General features: G+C 40.5%; 14 protein-coding genes. 9 read left to right on the forward strand and 5 right to left on the reverse strand.

The window, feature by feature from the left end; all coding sequences use genetic code 11:
* Nucleotides 1–38: 38 nt before the first annotated feature.
* Both ACSBL2_RS00780 and ACSBL2_RS00785 read right to left on the reverse strand, forming a co-directional pair.
* Nucleotides 39–902: a tetratricopeptide repeat protein gene (locus ACSBL2_RS00780; RefSeq protein ID WP_442589772.1), complete on the reverse strand. Its 864-nt coding sequence runs from the start codon at nucleotides 900–902 to the stop codon at nucleotides 39–41.
* A gap of 7 nt (nucleotides 903–909) precedes the next feature.
* A complete protein-coding gene (locus ACSBL2_RS00785; RefSeq protein ID WP_041883022.1) occupies nucleotides 910–1,212 on the reverse strand; it encodes an HU family DNA-binding protein in 303 nt (100 codons plus the stop codon).
* A 214-nt stretch (nucleotides 1,213–1,426) separates the two neighbouring features.
* Between ACSBL2_RS00785 and mutY the strand changes: the two genes are divergently transcribed.
* Nucleotides 1,427–2,476: an A/G-specific adenine glycosylase gene (gene mutY, locus ACSBL2_RS00790; RefSeq protein WP_442589773.1), complete on the forward strand. Its 1,050-nt coding sequence runs from the start codon at nucleotides 1,427–1,429 to the stop codon at nucleotides 2,474–2,476.
* A 14-nt stretch (nucleotides 2,477–2,490) separates the two neighbouring features.
* Entirely contained in the window at nucleotides 2,491–2,913 is a 423-nt protein-coding gene (locus tag ACSBL2_RS00795; protein ID WP_442589774.1) for a single-stranded DNA-binding protein, read from the forward strand.
* Nucleotides 2,914–2,982: 69 nt separating this feature from the next.
* On the opposite strand, the gene ACSBL2_RS00800 is transcribed toward ACSBL2_RS00795, so the two are convergent.
* Both ACSBL2_RS00800 and ACSBL2_RS00805 read right to left on the reverse strand, forming a co-directional pair.
* On the reverse strand, nucleotides 2,983–4,452 hold the full coding sequence (locus ACSBL2_RS00800) for a DUF4270 domain-containing protein (protein ID WP_442589775.1): 1,470 nt from the start codon (nucleotides 4,450–4,452) through the stop codon (nucleotides 2,983–2,985).
* A gap of 23 nt (nucleotides 4,453–4,475) precedes the next feature.
* Nucleotides 4,476–5,300: a glycogen/starch synthase gene (locus ACSBL2_RS00805; protein ID WP_442592261.1), complete on the reverse strand. Its 825-nt coding sequence runs from the start codon at nucleotides 5,298–5,300 to the stop codon at nucleotides 4,476–4,478.
* Nucleotides 5,301–5,451: 151 nt separating this feature from the next.
* On the opposite strand from ACSBL2_RS00805, the gene panC reads away from it, so the two are divergent.
* From panC to ACSBL2_RS00820, 3 genes are all read left to right on the forward strand, one after another.
* Complete coding sequence (panC, locus tag ACSBL2_RS00810) at nucleotides 5,452–6,291, forward strand: pantoate--beta-alanine ligase (RefSeq protein ID WP_442589776.1); 840 nt, start codon at nucleotides 5,452–5,454, stop codon at nucleotides 6,289–6,291.
* A gap of 44 nt (nucleotides 6,292–6,335) precedes the next feature.
* Complete coding sequence (panD, locus tag ACSBL2_RS00815) at nucleotides 6,336–6,686, forward strand: aspartate 1-decarboxylase (protein WP_442589777.1); 351 nt, start codon at nucleotides 6,336–6,338, stop codon at nucleotides 6,684–6,686.
* Between the two features lie 133 nt (nucleotides 6,687–6,819).
* Nucleotides 6,820–7,959 (forward strand): acyl-CoA dehydrogenase, encoded by a 1,140-nt coding sequence (locus ACSBL2_RS00820; RefSeq protein WP_442589778.1) that lies wholly within the window; start codon nucleotides 6,820–6,822, stop codon nucleotides 7,957–7,959.
* Between the two features lie 81 nt (nucleotides 7,960–8,040).
* Here ACSBL2_RS00820 and ACSBL2_RS00825 read toward each other — a convergent pair whose 3' ends face one another.
* Nucleotides 8,041–8,385, reverse strand: a complete 345-nt coding sequence (locus ACSBL2_RS00825; protein WP_442589779.1) for a phage holin family protein — start codon at nucleotides 8,383–8,385, stop codon at nucleotides 8,041–8,043.
* 18 nt (nucleotides 8,386–8,403) lie between these two features.
* Here ACSBL2_RS00825 and ACSBL2_RS00830 point away from each other — a divergent pair, with 18 nt between their 5' ends.
* From ACSBL2_RS00830 to infB, 4 genes are all read left to right on the forward strand, one after another.
* Nucleotides 8,404–8,832, forward strand: coding sequence for a hypothetical protein (locus tag ACSBL2_RS00830; RefSeq protein ID WP_442589780.1), 429 nt, complete (start codon nucleotides 8,404–8,406; stop codon nucleotides 8,830–8,832).
* 368 nt (nucleotides 8,833–9,200) lie between these two features.
* A complete protein-coding gene (gene rimP, locus ACSBL2_RS00835; RefSeq protein WP_442589781.1) occupies nucleotides 9,201–9,665 on the forward strand; it encodes a ribosome assembly cofactor RimP in 465 nt (154 codons plus the stop codon).
* 2 nt (nucleotides 9,666–9,667) lie between these two features.
* Nucleotides 9,668–10,903, forward strand: a complete 1,236-nt coding sequence (nusA, locus tag ACSBL2_RS00840) for a transcription termination factor NusA (protein WP_442589782.1) — start codon at nucleotides 9,668–9,670, stop codon at nucleotides 10,901–10,903.
* Nucleotides 10,904–11,010: 107 nt separating this feature from the next.
* Nucleotides 11,011–14,094 (forward strand): translation initiation factor IF-2, encoded by a 3,084-nt coding sequence (gene infB / locus ACSBL2_RS00845; protein WP_442589783.1) that lies wholly within the window; start codon nucleotides 11,011–11,013, stop codon nucleotides 14,092–14,094.
* The last annotated feature ends 59 nt before the right edge of the window (nucleotides 14,095–14,153 follow it).

A 14,153-nucleotide genomic window follows, 5' to 3' on the forward strand; every position in this document is an offset into this window, starting at 1 on the left:
ATAATCTTAAAATTTTAAATATTTTTTAAATCTGTTTATTAGTTTTTGTTTTTCAGCTCGGCTACTTTCTTATCAATAAATGCAGATAAGGTTGGGTTTGCAGCTAATTTTTTACTGTTCAGGTAAGCCGCTACAGCTTCCTCATTCTGGCCTAGGTTTTCATGTGCTGTAGCCAGATAAAAATAAGCATCCGGTGAAGGCTTCATGGCAATAATATCCTTGAACCTGATAATTGCTTTATCAAATTGTCCTGATTTGATGGCAAAGGTTCCAAGACTCATGTTCGCCCTGATGTTTGCAGGATCCTTCTTCACTACTTCCAGTAACATCGCTATCCCTGACATTGGGGCACCCATGCCATTTACGATGGTAATTCCCAGTCCGGTTTTGGCCTCGAGATTTGTCGAGTCAAGTGAAACAGCATTGGTATACGCTGCATTTGCTTTTTCCAATAACGCAGGAGAGATCAAACTGTCCTGTGTCGTATCAAAAGCTTTCATGAACTTACCACCTGCCGCTAACCAGTTGTTTAGTGTCTTGTTATCGTTGGCAATAATTTCAAGGTACAATGCACTGGGTACCGATTGTTCAACATCATCCCATTTATCTGCCAGAACTTTCGCTGCATTGGTTTTCTCTTCACCGGAAGCACTGTTATATGTGTTTTCCAATGCCGTGATTTCTGCGGCTATGTTCGCATTAATGGAGTTTTTAGCAGCGGTGGACACAGCTGCTAAATTAATCGCGTTAGCGCTTGATGTAAGCTGACTCGCAGCAGGAACTCCAGTCGTTTCCTCTTTAGGCTTCACTAATCCCTTAATATCTCTTGTAAACAAAAATGCGATAAGCAGCAATACTGCGCTGATGGCTATAATTTGTTTCGACCGGATAGTATTCATCATTGTTGGATTAAGCTTCTACGCTCAGTTTTTTTGAGTTGTTTTTCACTTTGTCAACAAAAACTTTTGCTGGTTTGAAACTTGGTACAAAATGCTCCGGAATAATGATTGCTGTATTCTTTGAAATATTTCTTGCAGTTTTCTGTGCTCTTTTTTTAACAACAAAACTTCCAAAACCTCTTACATATACATTCTCGCCACCGATCATGCTGCTCTTGATCACCTTGAAGAACGCCTCAACGGTTTCTTGTACATCTACTTTCTCAATTCCTGTTTTCGTTGATATTTCTGAAATAATATCTGCCTTAGTCATATTTTCTATTATTAATTTATTGTGTGTTTAATATTATAAGTGATTTGGGGTTGCAAAAGTATTGCTTTTTAATGAGATAGGAAAATAAAAGATCAATTATTTGTCTTAATTTCTATCAGGCAATTGCAAGTTTTGTGTTGAAGGTCAATTCATAACGTTTAAATGCTGAATTTGTAACGTTGAAATTTGGGGATAAGAATGTACTTTTGAGGTTATGACATTTCAGGAAGAGATTATAAAATGGTATTCTGACCACAAAAGAGCGTTGCCATGGCGCGATACAACTGATGCGTATGTGATATGGTTATCGGAGATTATCTTGCAGCAGACGAGGGTAGAACAGGGAATGCCGTATTTTAACCGTTTTCTCGCAGCATACCCGACTGTAACCGCTTTTGCTGCAGCAACAGAAACGGAAATCCTCAAATTATGGCAGGGACTGGGTTATTATTCCAGGGGCAGGAATATGTTATTTACGGCAAGGCAAATTGTAGAATTGTATGAGGGAATATTTCCGGTAAGGTATGATGAACTCATCAGGCTGAAGGGCATAGGAGAATATACAGCGGCTGCAATTTCTTCCTTTTCTTCAGGCGAGGCACAGGCGGTACTGGATGGCAATGTCTTCCGTGTGCTGTCCCGTTACTTCGGTGTAGAATTGCCGATAAACAGCACGGAAGGAAAGAAACAATTTACGGCACTTGCAAAATCACTGCTCTATACCGATGACCCTGCTCAGTATAACCAGGCGATCATGGAGTTCGGTGCATTACAGTGCAAGCCTAAATCGCCCAACTGCCAGATTTGTCCGCTGCAGCTAGATTGTTATGCTAAAAATATGGGTTTAGTCAATATGTTGCCAGTAAAACTGAAAAAAACAAAAATCAGAATCCGTCATATTAATTATTTCGTTTGTGAGGATAGAGATAGTGTGCTCGTGAACCAAAGAACAGAGGATGATATCTGGCAGAATTTGTATGACTTTCCCCGTTTAGAGATGGATTTAGCTGTAAATATTGAGGATAAAAATTTTATTAAATTAGTTAAACAAAGATTCGGAGCTGGTGTTGTGGTTAAACCTTTGGTGCAAATGAAACATTTATTAACTCACCAAATTATATATGTCCAGTTTTTTGCTTTAGATAATTATATTATTAACTTTAATATTACAGCGGAAAAAAGGTGGGTCTCCTGGGCTGACTTTGATCAACTTCCGCAACCAAAAGTGCTAACCAAATTTATTAACTTCTATTTTAACGAATAGTAAACTCCAAATTCATGTCAGGTATTAACAAAGTAATTTTAGTAGGACATTTAGGTAAAGATCCTGAAGTTCGCCACTTAGATGGTGGTGTTACCGTTGCCAGTTTCCCTTTGGCAACGTCAGAAACCTATAACAAAGACGGCAAAAGAATTGAGCAAACGGAATGGCATAATATTGTGCTATGGAGAGGGCTTGCCGAAGTCGCGTCTAAGTATTTGCAAAAAGGAAAGCTAGTATATATTGAGGGAAAATTGCGTACACGATCATTTGAAGACCGTGAAAAGATTAAAAAATATGTCACGGAAGTTGTAGCAGAGAACTTTACGATCCTTGGCAGGCGTAGTGATTTTGAGAACACGCCTGTTGGAAGTGCAACTCCGAAAAGTGAAAATGATTACCTGGATGCTCCAGGCGTGGCGGGAGATTTGCCTTTTTAAAAAAGCATACTATATAAAAAAGGCGGCCTGACAATTCAGGCCGCCTTTTTTATATATTGTATAGTTTACTTATTGCTGAGATTTTACATAGTAAATGTTCAGTCTTATTCTTCTTGAACTGTTGATGAATGATCCGATTACTGCCCGGCTGGCTGAAGTCGCATAAGGATATAAGTTCAGCGGGTTAGTATCTGTTGTTGATATCGGCGCGATATACGTCCCGTAATCCTCTACCTTGCCATCTATGATATCCTGTACATAATTTGTGAGTGTTAATGTGTAACTTTTTTTAGTATAATCATATCCTCCACCAAAAAAACCTCCATTTTGTTGAAACACATATGTACGATAATCACCAGTGGAATTGGTAGTTGCATTATATGGATTATTGTCCTGTACCTGGATTCTCTGATTTGCTATATCATTCTTATAAAATGTAAGAACAGGTGAGATCTTAAATGGAATGGAATCTGCAGGATTATAGGTATCAACGACCAATTCTGCTTTTGTGACGATCATTTTAGCGCCTACCTTTGAGACTAGATCTTTTAGATAAGGGAAAGTTATTTTATTCCTTATACCACTCATGGCCTGTAAATACGTCTTATCATACTGTACCGTTGGATTTGCCAGTTGGTTTTCAATTTCGGTACCCGTATAATCATGTTTTATAGTTGCAGCAACTGGCGTTGCTGTTGCGGATGTAATGGGAAATCTTGATACCAGGGTGTCAATTTGTGTAGCTGTGGTAGCATTGGGCTGTTTGTAATAAATAGCTATATAGGCTCCGGTTGAATCGGTTACTGTTGCTAAAGAAAAGTCCAGAAATATCATTCCGCCCTTTCCGGAAGCAACAGAGGCATCAACTTTCAGTCCCTTGAATGCATTGTTGAATCTTGCTGCAGTGGACAACGTGGCAGAATCAAGCGCAACGATTTTTGATTGAATAAGGTCTTTATTTAGCTTTATGCGTATTTGGGGGGCTACTGTAATATTGGTATCTGCGGCACCTGTAACAATGGTTGAAATGACAGGCCTTGTTGTCGGTCTGATACTTGCCGAGAAAGTGCCTAATTGTTCATTTGAAGGGTACTCTTTATTACTTAAAAAAGAGGGGCTCTGTACAATATCGCTGCTCAGCTGACTTACAGAAATGTTGTAAGTTGCGGTGCTGTCTCCATAAAAATGGCCAGTGGCATAAGGAAGAATAAGCACAGCAGAGTCGACTGTGGCATTCACTGCATTGGTTGAATTTCTAAAATCAACTGAAGAGGGTACGCCAACGGCCATGGCAAGGCTTGCGGTGGTTTTTCCGAATACATCGTCATTCATTTCGCCTAGCGGATATCTGCTGAGGCCTGCTGTAGTGGTAGGAATATCCGCCAGTGTTTGGGATTGCACTGTAACCGTATCCAATAATGTTCCTATTGTTGCAGAACTGCCGTCAGTTTCCAGTCCGATGTTGCTGGAATCTTTACAAGACGAGAAAAGAAAAAGACTTATCAACAGGGTCAATAAGTCTAGTTTTGTAAATTTCATATTTAATTTAATAATACCTGAGTTTATGCTATTGAAACCAATTCATCATTCGAGATTTCCTCATATAAAGAATAGAAGTTCTCGAAATTTTCGGTTAAATTAAAAGCTAAAGTTGGTTTATTTGAATCTTTAACAAATTTTAACACATTGGCATCAAGGTTCTCGTCAGCTAATACTACTGCATCAGAGTAAGTTACCGCTCCGATGTGCAGGGTATTGCAGTCAGGGTTTTCAAATACTTTTGTGTCTTCTGCAGTCATGTTGTTCATCACTGCTTTCTTGTGTAAGTCTGCATTCAGGGATTCTGTAAAGCAGTTTTCATAAATGGAATAAACAACCTTTGCATTTTTAAATGTAGGGTCATTCTTGTAAGATGTTTTAATATACGCAGGAACAAGGGCGGTCATCCATCCATGGCAGTGGACAATATCCGGTGCCCAGCCTAATTTTTTAACAGTTTCGAGCGCGCCTTTACAAAAGAAGATGGTTCTTTCATCATTGTCTGCATAAAACTTGTTCTCTTTGTCTTTGAATACATACTTGCGTTGAAAGTAATCTTCATTGTCGAGGAAATAAACCTGCATGCGTGCCGCCGGTATTGAAGCCACTTTGATGATCAGCGGGTTATCATTGTCATCAATCATAATGTTCATACCAGATAAACGAATCACCTCGTGTAACCTGTTCCTTCTTTCATTGATGTTCCCGAATCTCGGCATCAGAATGCGGATTTCAAATCCTTTTTCCTGCATTGCCTGTGGTAACTGACGGGTAATGTCTGAAATTTTAGTAAGTTCGAGGAAAGGCGACATCTCGTGTGTAACAATCAGTAGCTTCGTTTTTGCCATCTCCATATTCTTGAATAAATATTTATGTTAAAGAAAAGATTATCAAGGGGCAAAGGTAAGCATTTTATTCAAATTTATCAATAACTGGCTGTTAAGTTTTGTTGGTATTATATAAATGACCAACTTTGGATTTGAAATTTTACAGCCCGGTTTGGAAGTTATAAACACGATAGCAGCATTAAAAATGTTGCTGAAGCCACGAAAATTGGCTCAACAGAAAATTGCTTTGGTGCCTACCATGGGTGCTTTGCACAAGGGACATGTCTCCCTCATTAAAATAGCTCAGCAAAATGCCGATGTGGTAGTTTGCAGTATATTCGTTAACCCCACCCAATTTACTGATCCGAAAGACCTGGAAAAATATCCAAGGCCATTACAGCATGATATTGAAATGCTGCAGGAAGCAGGTTGTGACTATGTCTTTATGCCTGCGGTCACGGAAATGTATCCTACAAAGGAAAACTGGCACATCGATTTGGGTGATGCGGAATTCCTGCTGGAAGGAGAATTCCGCAGAGGCCATTATCAGGGGGTTACACAGATCGTTAAGAAACTTTTTGATGCCGTAGAGCCGGAACTGGCTTTTTTTGGGCAAAAGGACTTTCAGCAGGTGCTGATGATTCGCCATATGGTAGCTTACTTTAAGCTTCCTATTCAGATTGTTTCCTGCCCGATTATTAGGGAAGATGACGGACTGGCAATGAGTTCCAGAAACATTCATTTATCGTCTGAGGACAGAAAGAATGCGTTGGTCTTGTCTGAAGCCCTGAAATATGTACAAGAGCGCTTTGAAGAATTTACAGTAGAAGACTTGTTAAAAGGTGCTGAAACTATCATTAATGAAGCAGAGGGAGTGGAACTGGACTATTTTACGATCGCAAATGGGGAGACGCTTTTGCCGGAGAATAATAAGGAAACGCCTAACCTTGTTGCATTGGTTGCCGCAAAGGTTGGACAAACCAGGCTGATAGACAACATGATTCTTAACTGACATCATTTACTTCATTTCAACACAATTATAGCTAACTTTGCAAGATGATTATCGAGATATTAAAATCGAAAATACACCGTGTTAGGGTAACACAGGCAGAATTGAATTATGTAGGCAGCATTACCATTGATGAAGATCTGATGGATGCTGCGCAGATCATTGCCAACGAGAAGGTTCAGATTGTCAACAATAACAATGGCGCAAGATTTGAAACTTATGTTATCAAAGGTGAAAGGGGTACAGGTACTGTATGTCTAAACGGGGCAACAGCCCGTCTGGTACAGGTTGGAGACATTCTTATTATTATGTCTTATGGCTCGCTTCCTTTGGAAGAAGCAAAGCAATATAAGCCTGTTCTGGTCTTTCCTGATGACAATAATCACCTTTTAAAATAACAGCGAAAACGTTTTAGCTGCTGGTTAAAGCCAGGTCTGAAAAGCTTTTTATCTTTTAATACTATGCTGCCATAGTAATTCCAGTTTGGAAATACTAAATTTGGTGAAATGTATTTTTTAAAATATAATTATTATGCTATTTCAACTAAGTGAAGAACAATTGATGATTCAGCAGGCTGCAAGGGATTTTGCCCTTACGGAATTAAAGCCTGGTGTGATCGAAAGGGATGAACACCAGAAATTCCCTGAAGCGCAGGTGAAGAAGCTCGGGGAGCTGGGCTTTCTGGGAATGATGGTACCTGAGGCGTATGGAGGAAGCGGACTCGATGCGGTTTCTTATGTATTGGTCATGGAGGAGCTTTCCAAAATAGATGCTTCTACTTCGGTTGTGGTTTCTGTTAATAATTCGCTGGTTTGTTTTGGTCTGGAAGCTTTTGGTTCCGACTACCAGAAAGAGAAATATCTTAAACCTTTAGCTGCTGGTCAGCAGATAGGGGCATTCTGCCTCTCTGAGCCTGAAGCAGGTTCTGATGCAACTTCGCAGCATACTTCTGCGGAAGATAAAGGCGATTACTATTTGTTAAACGGTACAAAAAACTGGATTACCAATGGAAGTACTGCTGGTATCTATCTTGTTATTGCCCAGACACACCCTGAGTTGAAGCATAAAGGAATAAATGCCTTTATTGTGGAAAAGGGGATGGAAGGTTTTACTATTGGGCCAAAAGAGAATAAGATGGGTATCCGTGGATCTGATACCCATTCGCTGATGTTCAATGATGTAAAAGTACCTAAGCAAAACAGGATTGGTGAAGATGGTTTTGGATTTAAATTTGCGATGAAAACCCTGGAGGGGGGACGGATCGGTATTGCTGCACAGGCATTGGGCATTGCTGCCGGTGCATATGAGCTGGCACTTGACTATTCCAAACAGCGGAAATCGTTTGGAAAACCCATTTATGAACATCAGGCAATTGCCTTCAAACTGGCAGATATGGCCACACAGATAGAAGCAGCACGGTTGTTGGTTTATAAAGCGGCATGGCTGAAAGATCAGGGGCTTCCCTATACCCTCGCGGGGTCAATGGCAAAGCTTTACGCATCTAAAGTAGCTATGAACGTTACTGTGGAAGCTGTGCAAGTTCATGGAGGTTATGGGTTTGTCAAAGAGTACCACGTGGAGCGACTCATGCGTGATGCCAAAATTACCCAGATATATGAAGGCACCTCAGAGATCCAGCAAATGGTGATTTCACGCGAAATCCTTAAATAAAATATTTCTTCTTTGGGAAAAACCTTATTGAAGCTCAGGTGTTGACTTTGCCTGCATTCAATAAGGTTTTGAGCAGGATATTTAGTCCTCGCTACCCAGCATTGCACCAAATATAGCTTTGATCAGTGCCACTACAATAGCGAGAAAGGCAGCAGAGAAAAAGCTGCTCACATTAAAGCCTGTCATCATGTTGTCAACCAGCAAAATCATCAGCACGGTGATAATGAATGACATCAGTCCCAGTGTAAGGAAGTTGATTGGGAAAGTGAGTAATCTGAGCATCAGGCCAATAGTCGCATTGGCAATGGCGATAAGCACGGCTGCAATAATGGCAGCTCCAAAACCATCCAGTTGGACTCCGGGAACCAGGTAGGAACCCAGCAACATGGCCAGTCCGGCTAATAAAATTTCAATTATGAGTTTCATAATGATTAGATTTATAAAATGTTTAAGCGTATTATAGGATTGCCTTTTTTTTCAGCAGCGCTATGGTGTTTATTCTCCTGTTCGTCTGCAAATAACAAGCCAGTTTTAATCCGTTTTTCTGCGGATCGTACGGCTATAGTTTTAGCAGGTGTCGATCCGGCCGGATTGCTTACTATTAAAAATACGCCAGGAATAGACACGGCTTTTTCAAGTGTGCTGACTGTTCTTGACACCCCTGCAGAAGATGATTCCTTAGGCATGGAAGTTGCCGTTCCCGGAAGGTTATTGCTGAAGGATAGTGTAATTATCTTTCAGCCAAAAGAACCATTTGTCCCTGGAAAGAATTATCTGGTTGTTTCTTATCTAAATTCCGGATCGGGGGCTTTTCTGAAACTATTAAGAGGTAAGCCAGCTGTTCAGCCCCATCAGGTGCTGCTCAGGCGTTAGTTTTAAAATTCCTGGCAGAATTGCAGCAAGCCTGGGGCTGGCCTTCGAAAGGTGAATTTGATATTTTTTGCAGCTTATCTGTTCATCTTTTAGGTTTGTTTTGCTGACATCCGAGGTCTGTTGTTACTATTCCTCAGATAGGATGAATATTTATCCAGGAAAAAGAAGTGATGCCGGTCTCCATGAAAAATTATTTTTTTCTTTTATGCTATCTCCGGATTTTTTAAATTAGAGATATAAAAGGTCAGGCCTAATTTAGCGTCTGCATTAGTTTTTATTTTTGAAATAAAATTCTTACATTTGCGCTGTAATAGAGGGGCAAGAGGGGGCAGAAGTCCCCTCTTTTCTTTTTATCCACAAATCGTTTTATGCAAGTAGAAAAGAGAGTAAAAGAATTAGTAGAGGAAAAGATTTCGGACAGACCGGAATTATTTTTAGTTGAGGTGAAAATGTTGCCTAACAACAAACTTATAATTCATGTGGATGGTGATGAAGGAATCAGCATCCAGGATTGCGCAGCGATCAGCAGACATGTGGGTTTTCATCTGGAGGAAGAAAATACCATTGAAAAGGCCTATAATTTAGAGGTTTCTTCACCTGGTGTTGGGGAGCCTTTAAGGTTGAAAAGACAATATGAAAAGAACATTGGCCGTGAGGTGAGTGTAAAGCTGGAAGGTGGTGAGGTGAAAGAAGGGGAGTTACTTGAAGTAAGTGACCAGTCGATTACCATTGAAGCGAAAGTAAAAGAAAAAGGTAAAAAGGCTCAATTGGTTGAAACCAGTCTGGACTTAAGTAAAATAATAGAAACAAAGGTTTTAATTTCATTTAAATAAAAATGAGCAATATTAATTTAATCGATTCATTTCAAGAATTTAAAGAATTCAAGAACATCGACCGTCCCACGGTGATAAGTGTGCTGGAAGAGGTATTTCGCAGTATGCTGCGCAAGAAATATGGTACTGATGAGAATTGTGATGTAATTGTTAACCCTGATAACGGGGATTTAGAGATTTGGCGCACAAGAAAAGTGATGGAAGATGGCTTTTCTGAGGATGACGATCTGGAAATTGAACTTGCAGAGGTAAAACAGTTGGATGCAGATATGGAGGTTGGTGACGACTACATTGAGCAGATTACTTTAGAGAGCTTTGGCCGCAGGGCTATTTTAGCTGCGCGCCAGACACTGGTATCTAAAGTCTTGGAATTAGAGAAAGACGAGATCTTTAAGAAATATAAGGACAGGGTTGGAGAGATTGTAACGGGAGAAGTTTATCAGGTCTGGAAAAAAGAAACACTGGTACTGGATGATGAAGGCAATGAGTTGATGATGCCTAAAACAGAACAGATACCAGCAGATTATTTCAAAAAGGGAGATACTGTACGTGCGGTGATTCTGAAAGTGGACATGATGAACAGTACGCCTAAGATTATCATTTCCAGGATAGCACCAGACTTCCTGCAGCGCTTGTTCGAGATTGAGGTTCCTGAGATTTTTGATGGTTTAATTACCATTAAAAAGATTGTCCGTGAACCCGGAGAGCGTGCTAAAGTGGCTGTAGAATCTTATGATGACAGAATTGACCCTGTCGGTGCCTGTGTAGGGATGAAAGGTTCACGTATTCACGGTATTGTGAGAGAGCTTAAGAATGAAAATATTGATGTGATCAATTTTACTAATAATATTTCATTGTATATTACCAGAGCTTTAAGTCCTGCAAAAATCACTTCAATCAAGCTTGATGATGTAACCAAACATGCCTCTGTTTATCTGAAACCAGATCAGGTTTCTCTTGCAATTGGTCGTGGGGGACACAATATCAAACTTGCCGGTAAATTAACCGGTTATGAAATTGATGTATACCGCGAAGCTGGTGAAGAGGACGAAGATGTGGATATCGAAGAATTCTCAGATGAGATTGATAGCTGGATCATTGACGAATTGAAAGCGATTGGTTGTGATACGGCGAGAAGTGTACTGGCTTTATCAGTAGATGAATTAGTAAAAAGAACTGACCTGGAAGAAGAAACTATTAAAGAAGTTATTAGTATCTTACAGTCAGAATTTGAGTAACGGTTTTCGTGTCAGCTTCATAACCCTATAAAAACATATGTTTTAGGGAGGAAAAAACAAGAATAAACGTTACTTTTGTATAAGAATTAAGAAAAAATAGGAGATCAATGTCAGACGACAAACCAATAATTTTATTCAAAGCAGTTAAGGAACTTAACGTAGGGATAGCTACGGCCGTTGAGTTTTTGGAAAAGAAAGGCTTTTCTGTTGAGAATAAACCCACTACTAAACTCTCCAGAGATATGTATAATGCATTATTGAAGGAGTTTCAGGGAGATAAAATCGTAAAGGAAGAAGCCAATCAGATTGTTATTGGTAAAATTCGTCGTGATGAGCCTGAAGTAACTGATAAAGTTGCAGATGCACCCAGAAAAAATGTGGAATTTGAAAACGAAGGAATCTTAATCAAGAACCTTCATTCCTATACTCCTCCTCCAGTTGAGAAACAGAAGGAAGAAGTGTCTGAGCCGGTAAAAGAGGCTACAGCAGAAAAGGAGCCTGAGAAGGTTGATGAGGGAACATTAAAAGGTGTTAAAATTGTGGGTAAGATAAATCTTGATGATTTAAACTCGAAAAACCGCCCTGTTAAAAAAGAAGAGATACCAGTTCCTGAAGAGGTTAAAGCTGAAGCTCCGGTAACTCCGGCTGCTCCGGTAGTTGTCCCTCCGGTAGTGGTGCAGGAAGCACCTAAAGCTGTTCAGGAAGAAGTAAAACCTGTTGAGCAGCCTATAGTAGAAAAACCGGTTGAGGTTAAACCTGTAGAGGTTAAAGCTGAGGTTGCTAAGCCTGTGGAAGAAGTTAAAATAGAAGAAAAACCTAAACCTGTGGAATCACCCGTTGTTAAAGCAGAGCCGGTTAAAGATACAGTTGCACCAAAAAATGATAAGCCTGATGAAGTAGAAGTAATCAAGGCCCGCTCGGTGAAACTTTCCGGACCAAACATTATTGGTAAAATAGTTTTGCCGACAACACCTGAGCGTAAATCATCGCCCGTAGCATCATCGGCTGACAGCAATGACGCAAAGAGAAAGCGCAAACGTAAAAAAACTCCTGGTGGTGCACCTGGTCAGCACCAGCCTTCTGGTGGTGGTAATCATAACAATGCCCCCGCTGGTCAGCAAGGACAAGGTGGTAATGTGGCTACTCCTGCAAGACCTGCCGGAGCACCCACGTTTACGAACAGGCCTGATTTCAGGAACAATACAAATAATACAGCCAATAGGCCTAATTTCAGGAACAATAAACCAGGATCTACTGGCGGACCTAAAGAAGAGCCTACGGAAAAAGAAATACAGGATCAGATCAAGGCTACGCTTGCACGTTTAAGTGGGGCTGGTAAATCTGGTAAATTTGCACAGCGTGCAAAACTTCGTCGCGGAAAACGTGATGATGTGGCCTTGTCTGCTGAAGAAGCAGCAATGGAGCAGGAATTACAATCCAAAGTATTAAAGGTTACGGAATTTGTTACGGCAAATGAACTGGCCAGTATGATGGATGTACCAGTGACAAAAATTATTGGTACCTGTATGAGCTTGGGGATGTTTGTCTCTATCAACCAGCGTTTGGATGCAGAGACATTAACGATCGTTGCAGATGAATTTGGTTACGAGATACAATTCGTAAAACCGGATGATGAAGGCGACAGTATCATTGAAGAAGAAGACGCTCCTGAAGATTTGGTATCAAGGGCACCTGTGGTAACCATTATGGGACACGTCGATCACGGTAAAACTTCCTTACTTGATTACATCAGGAAAGCGAACGTGGTAGCTGGTGAGGCAGGTGGGATCACGCAACACATTGGTGCTTACATGGTAACTACGGCTACCGGTAAAAAAGTTACGTTCCTGGATACGCCAGGTCACGAAGCCTTTACAGCGATGCGTGCGCGTGGTGCGAAAGTAGCGGATATTGCAATTATCGTTGTTGCAGCGGATGATGCGGTGATGCCACAGACTAAGGAAGCAATCAGCCATGCTCAGGCCGCTGGTGTTCCTCTGGTATTTGCCTTCACAAAAATTGATAAACCGGGTGCAAACTCAGATAAGATACGTGAGCAATTATCAATCATGAATATTCTTGTGGAAGATTGGGGTGGTAAATTCCAGTCACAGGAGATCTCTGGTAAAAGTGGATTGAACGTAGACTTATTATTAGATAAAGTATTATTAGAGGCTGAATTGTTAGAATTAACAGCTAATCCTAATAAACGTGCTACAGGTAGTGTAATTGAAGCGACTTTAGATAAAGGACGCGGTATCGTTACTACTGTACTGGTACAGGCAGGAACATTAAAAGTTGGAGACCCGATTTTAGCTGGTAGTTACAGCGGTCGCGTTAAAGCCTTATTTAACGAGCGTGGACAGAAAGTTGATAAAGCTGGGCCTTCAGTACCGGTGCAGGTATTGGGGATGCAGGGAGCGCCTACAGCAGGTGATAAATTCAATGCAGTAGAGAATGAATCTGAGGCTAGAGAGATTGCGAACAAGCGTTTACAATTGATGCGTGAGCAGGGCTTGAGAACTCAGAAACATATTACACTGGATGAGATCGGACGTCGTTTAGCGATCGGTAACTTTAAAGAACTGAACCTGATTGTTAAAGGGGATGTGGACGGATCAATTGAAGCCCTTGCGGATTCATTACTGAAACTATCTACTGAAGAGATTCAGATCAATATCATTAGTAAAGCAGTAGGTCAGATCTCTGAATCGGATGTATTGTTAGCTTCTGCTTCTGATGCGATCATTATTGGTTTCCAGGTTCGTCCATCTTCAGGTGCAAGAAAACTTGCTGAGGCGGAGCAAATCGATATTCGTTTGTATTCTATCATCTATGATGCGATCAATGAGATCAAAGCAGCAATGGAAGGTATGCTTGCTCCTGAATTCCAGGAGAAAATTACTGCAAATGTTGAAATCAGGGATACTTTCAAAATTACCAAAGTCGGTACCATTGCGGGTTGTATGGTATTGGATGGTACGATTACACGTAACAGTAAGATCCGTATTGTCAGAGACGGTGTGGTTGTTTATACGGGTGAACTGGCTTCACTGAAACGTTATAAAGATGACGTTAAGGAAGTAAGCAGAGGTTACGAATGTGGTTTGAATATCCAGAACTTTAATAATATAGAAGTAGGCGACATTGTTGAAGCTTATGAACAGGTTGAAGTGAAGAGGAAATTATAAAAATCTCTTACCCATAAGGAAAAAACGCCAGTATAGAAATATACTGGCGTTTTGTTTTT

The sequence above is a fragment of the Pedobacter sp. AW31-3R genome, assembly GCF_052180285.1.
Classification (GTDB): Bacteria; Bacteroidota; Bacteroidia; order Sphingobacteriales; family Sphingobacteriaceae; genus Pedobacter.

Bases quoted from the DNA above. Each gene is read 5' to 3' on its own strand.
- ACSBL2_RS00780 (WP_442589772.1), bottom strand. From the start codon at position 902: ATGATGAATACTATCCGGTCGAAACAAATTATAGCCATCAGCGCAGTA.
- ACSBL2_RS00785 (WP_041883022.1), bottom strand. From the start codon at position 1,212: ATGACTAAGGCAGATATTATTTCAGAAATATCAACGAAAACAGGAATT.
- mutY (WP_442589773.1), top strand. From the start codon at position 1,427: ATGACATTTCAGGAAGAGATTATAAAATGGTATTCTGACCACAAAAGA.
- ACSBL2_RS00795 (WP_442589774.1), top strand. From the start codon at position 2,491: ATGTCAGGTATTAACAAAGTAATTTTAGTAGGACATTTAGGTAAAGAT.
- ACSBL2_RS00800 (WP_442589775.1), bottom strand. From the start codon at position 4,452: ATGAAATTTACAAAACTAGACTTATTGACCCTGTTGATAAGTCTTTTT.
- ACSBL2_RS00805 (WP_442592261.1), bottom strand. From the start codon at position 5,300: ATGGCAAAAACGAAGCTACTGATTGTTACACACGAGATGTCGCCTTTC.
- panD (WP_442589777.1), top strand. From the start codon at position 6,336: ATGATTATCGAGATATTAAAATCGAAAATACACCGTGTTAGGGTAACA.
- ACSBL2_RS00820 (WP_442589778.1), top strand. From the start codon at position 6,820: ATGCTATTTCAACTAAGTGAAGAACAATTGATGATTCAGCAGGCTGCA.
- ACSBL2_RS00825 (WP_442589779.1), bottom strand. From the start codon at position 8,385: ATGAAACTCATAATTGAAATTTTATTAGCCGGACTGGCCATGTTGCTG.
- ACSBL2_RS00830 (WP_442589780.1), top strand. From the start codon at position 8,404: ATGTTTAAGCGTATTATAGGATTGCCTTTTTTTTCAGCAGCGCTATGG.
- rimP (WP_442589781.1), top strand. From the start codon at position 9,201: ATGCAAGTAGAAAAGAGAGTAAAAGAATTAGTAGAGGAAAAGATTTCG.
- nusA (WP_442589782.1), top strand. From the start codon at position 9,668: ATGAGCAATATTAATTTAATCGATTCATTTCAAGAATTTAAAGAATTC.
- infB (WP_442589783.1), top strand. From the start codon at position 11,011: ATGTCAGACGACAAACCAATAATTTTATTCAAAGCAGTTAAGGAACTT.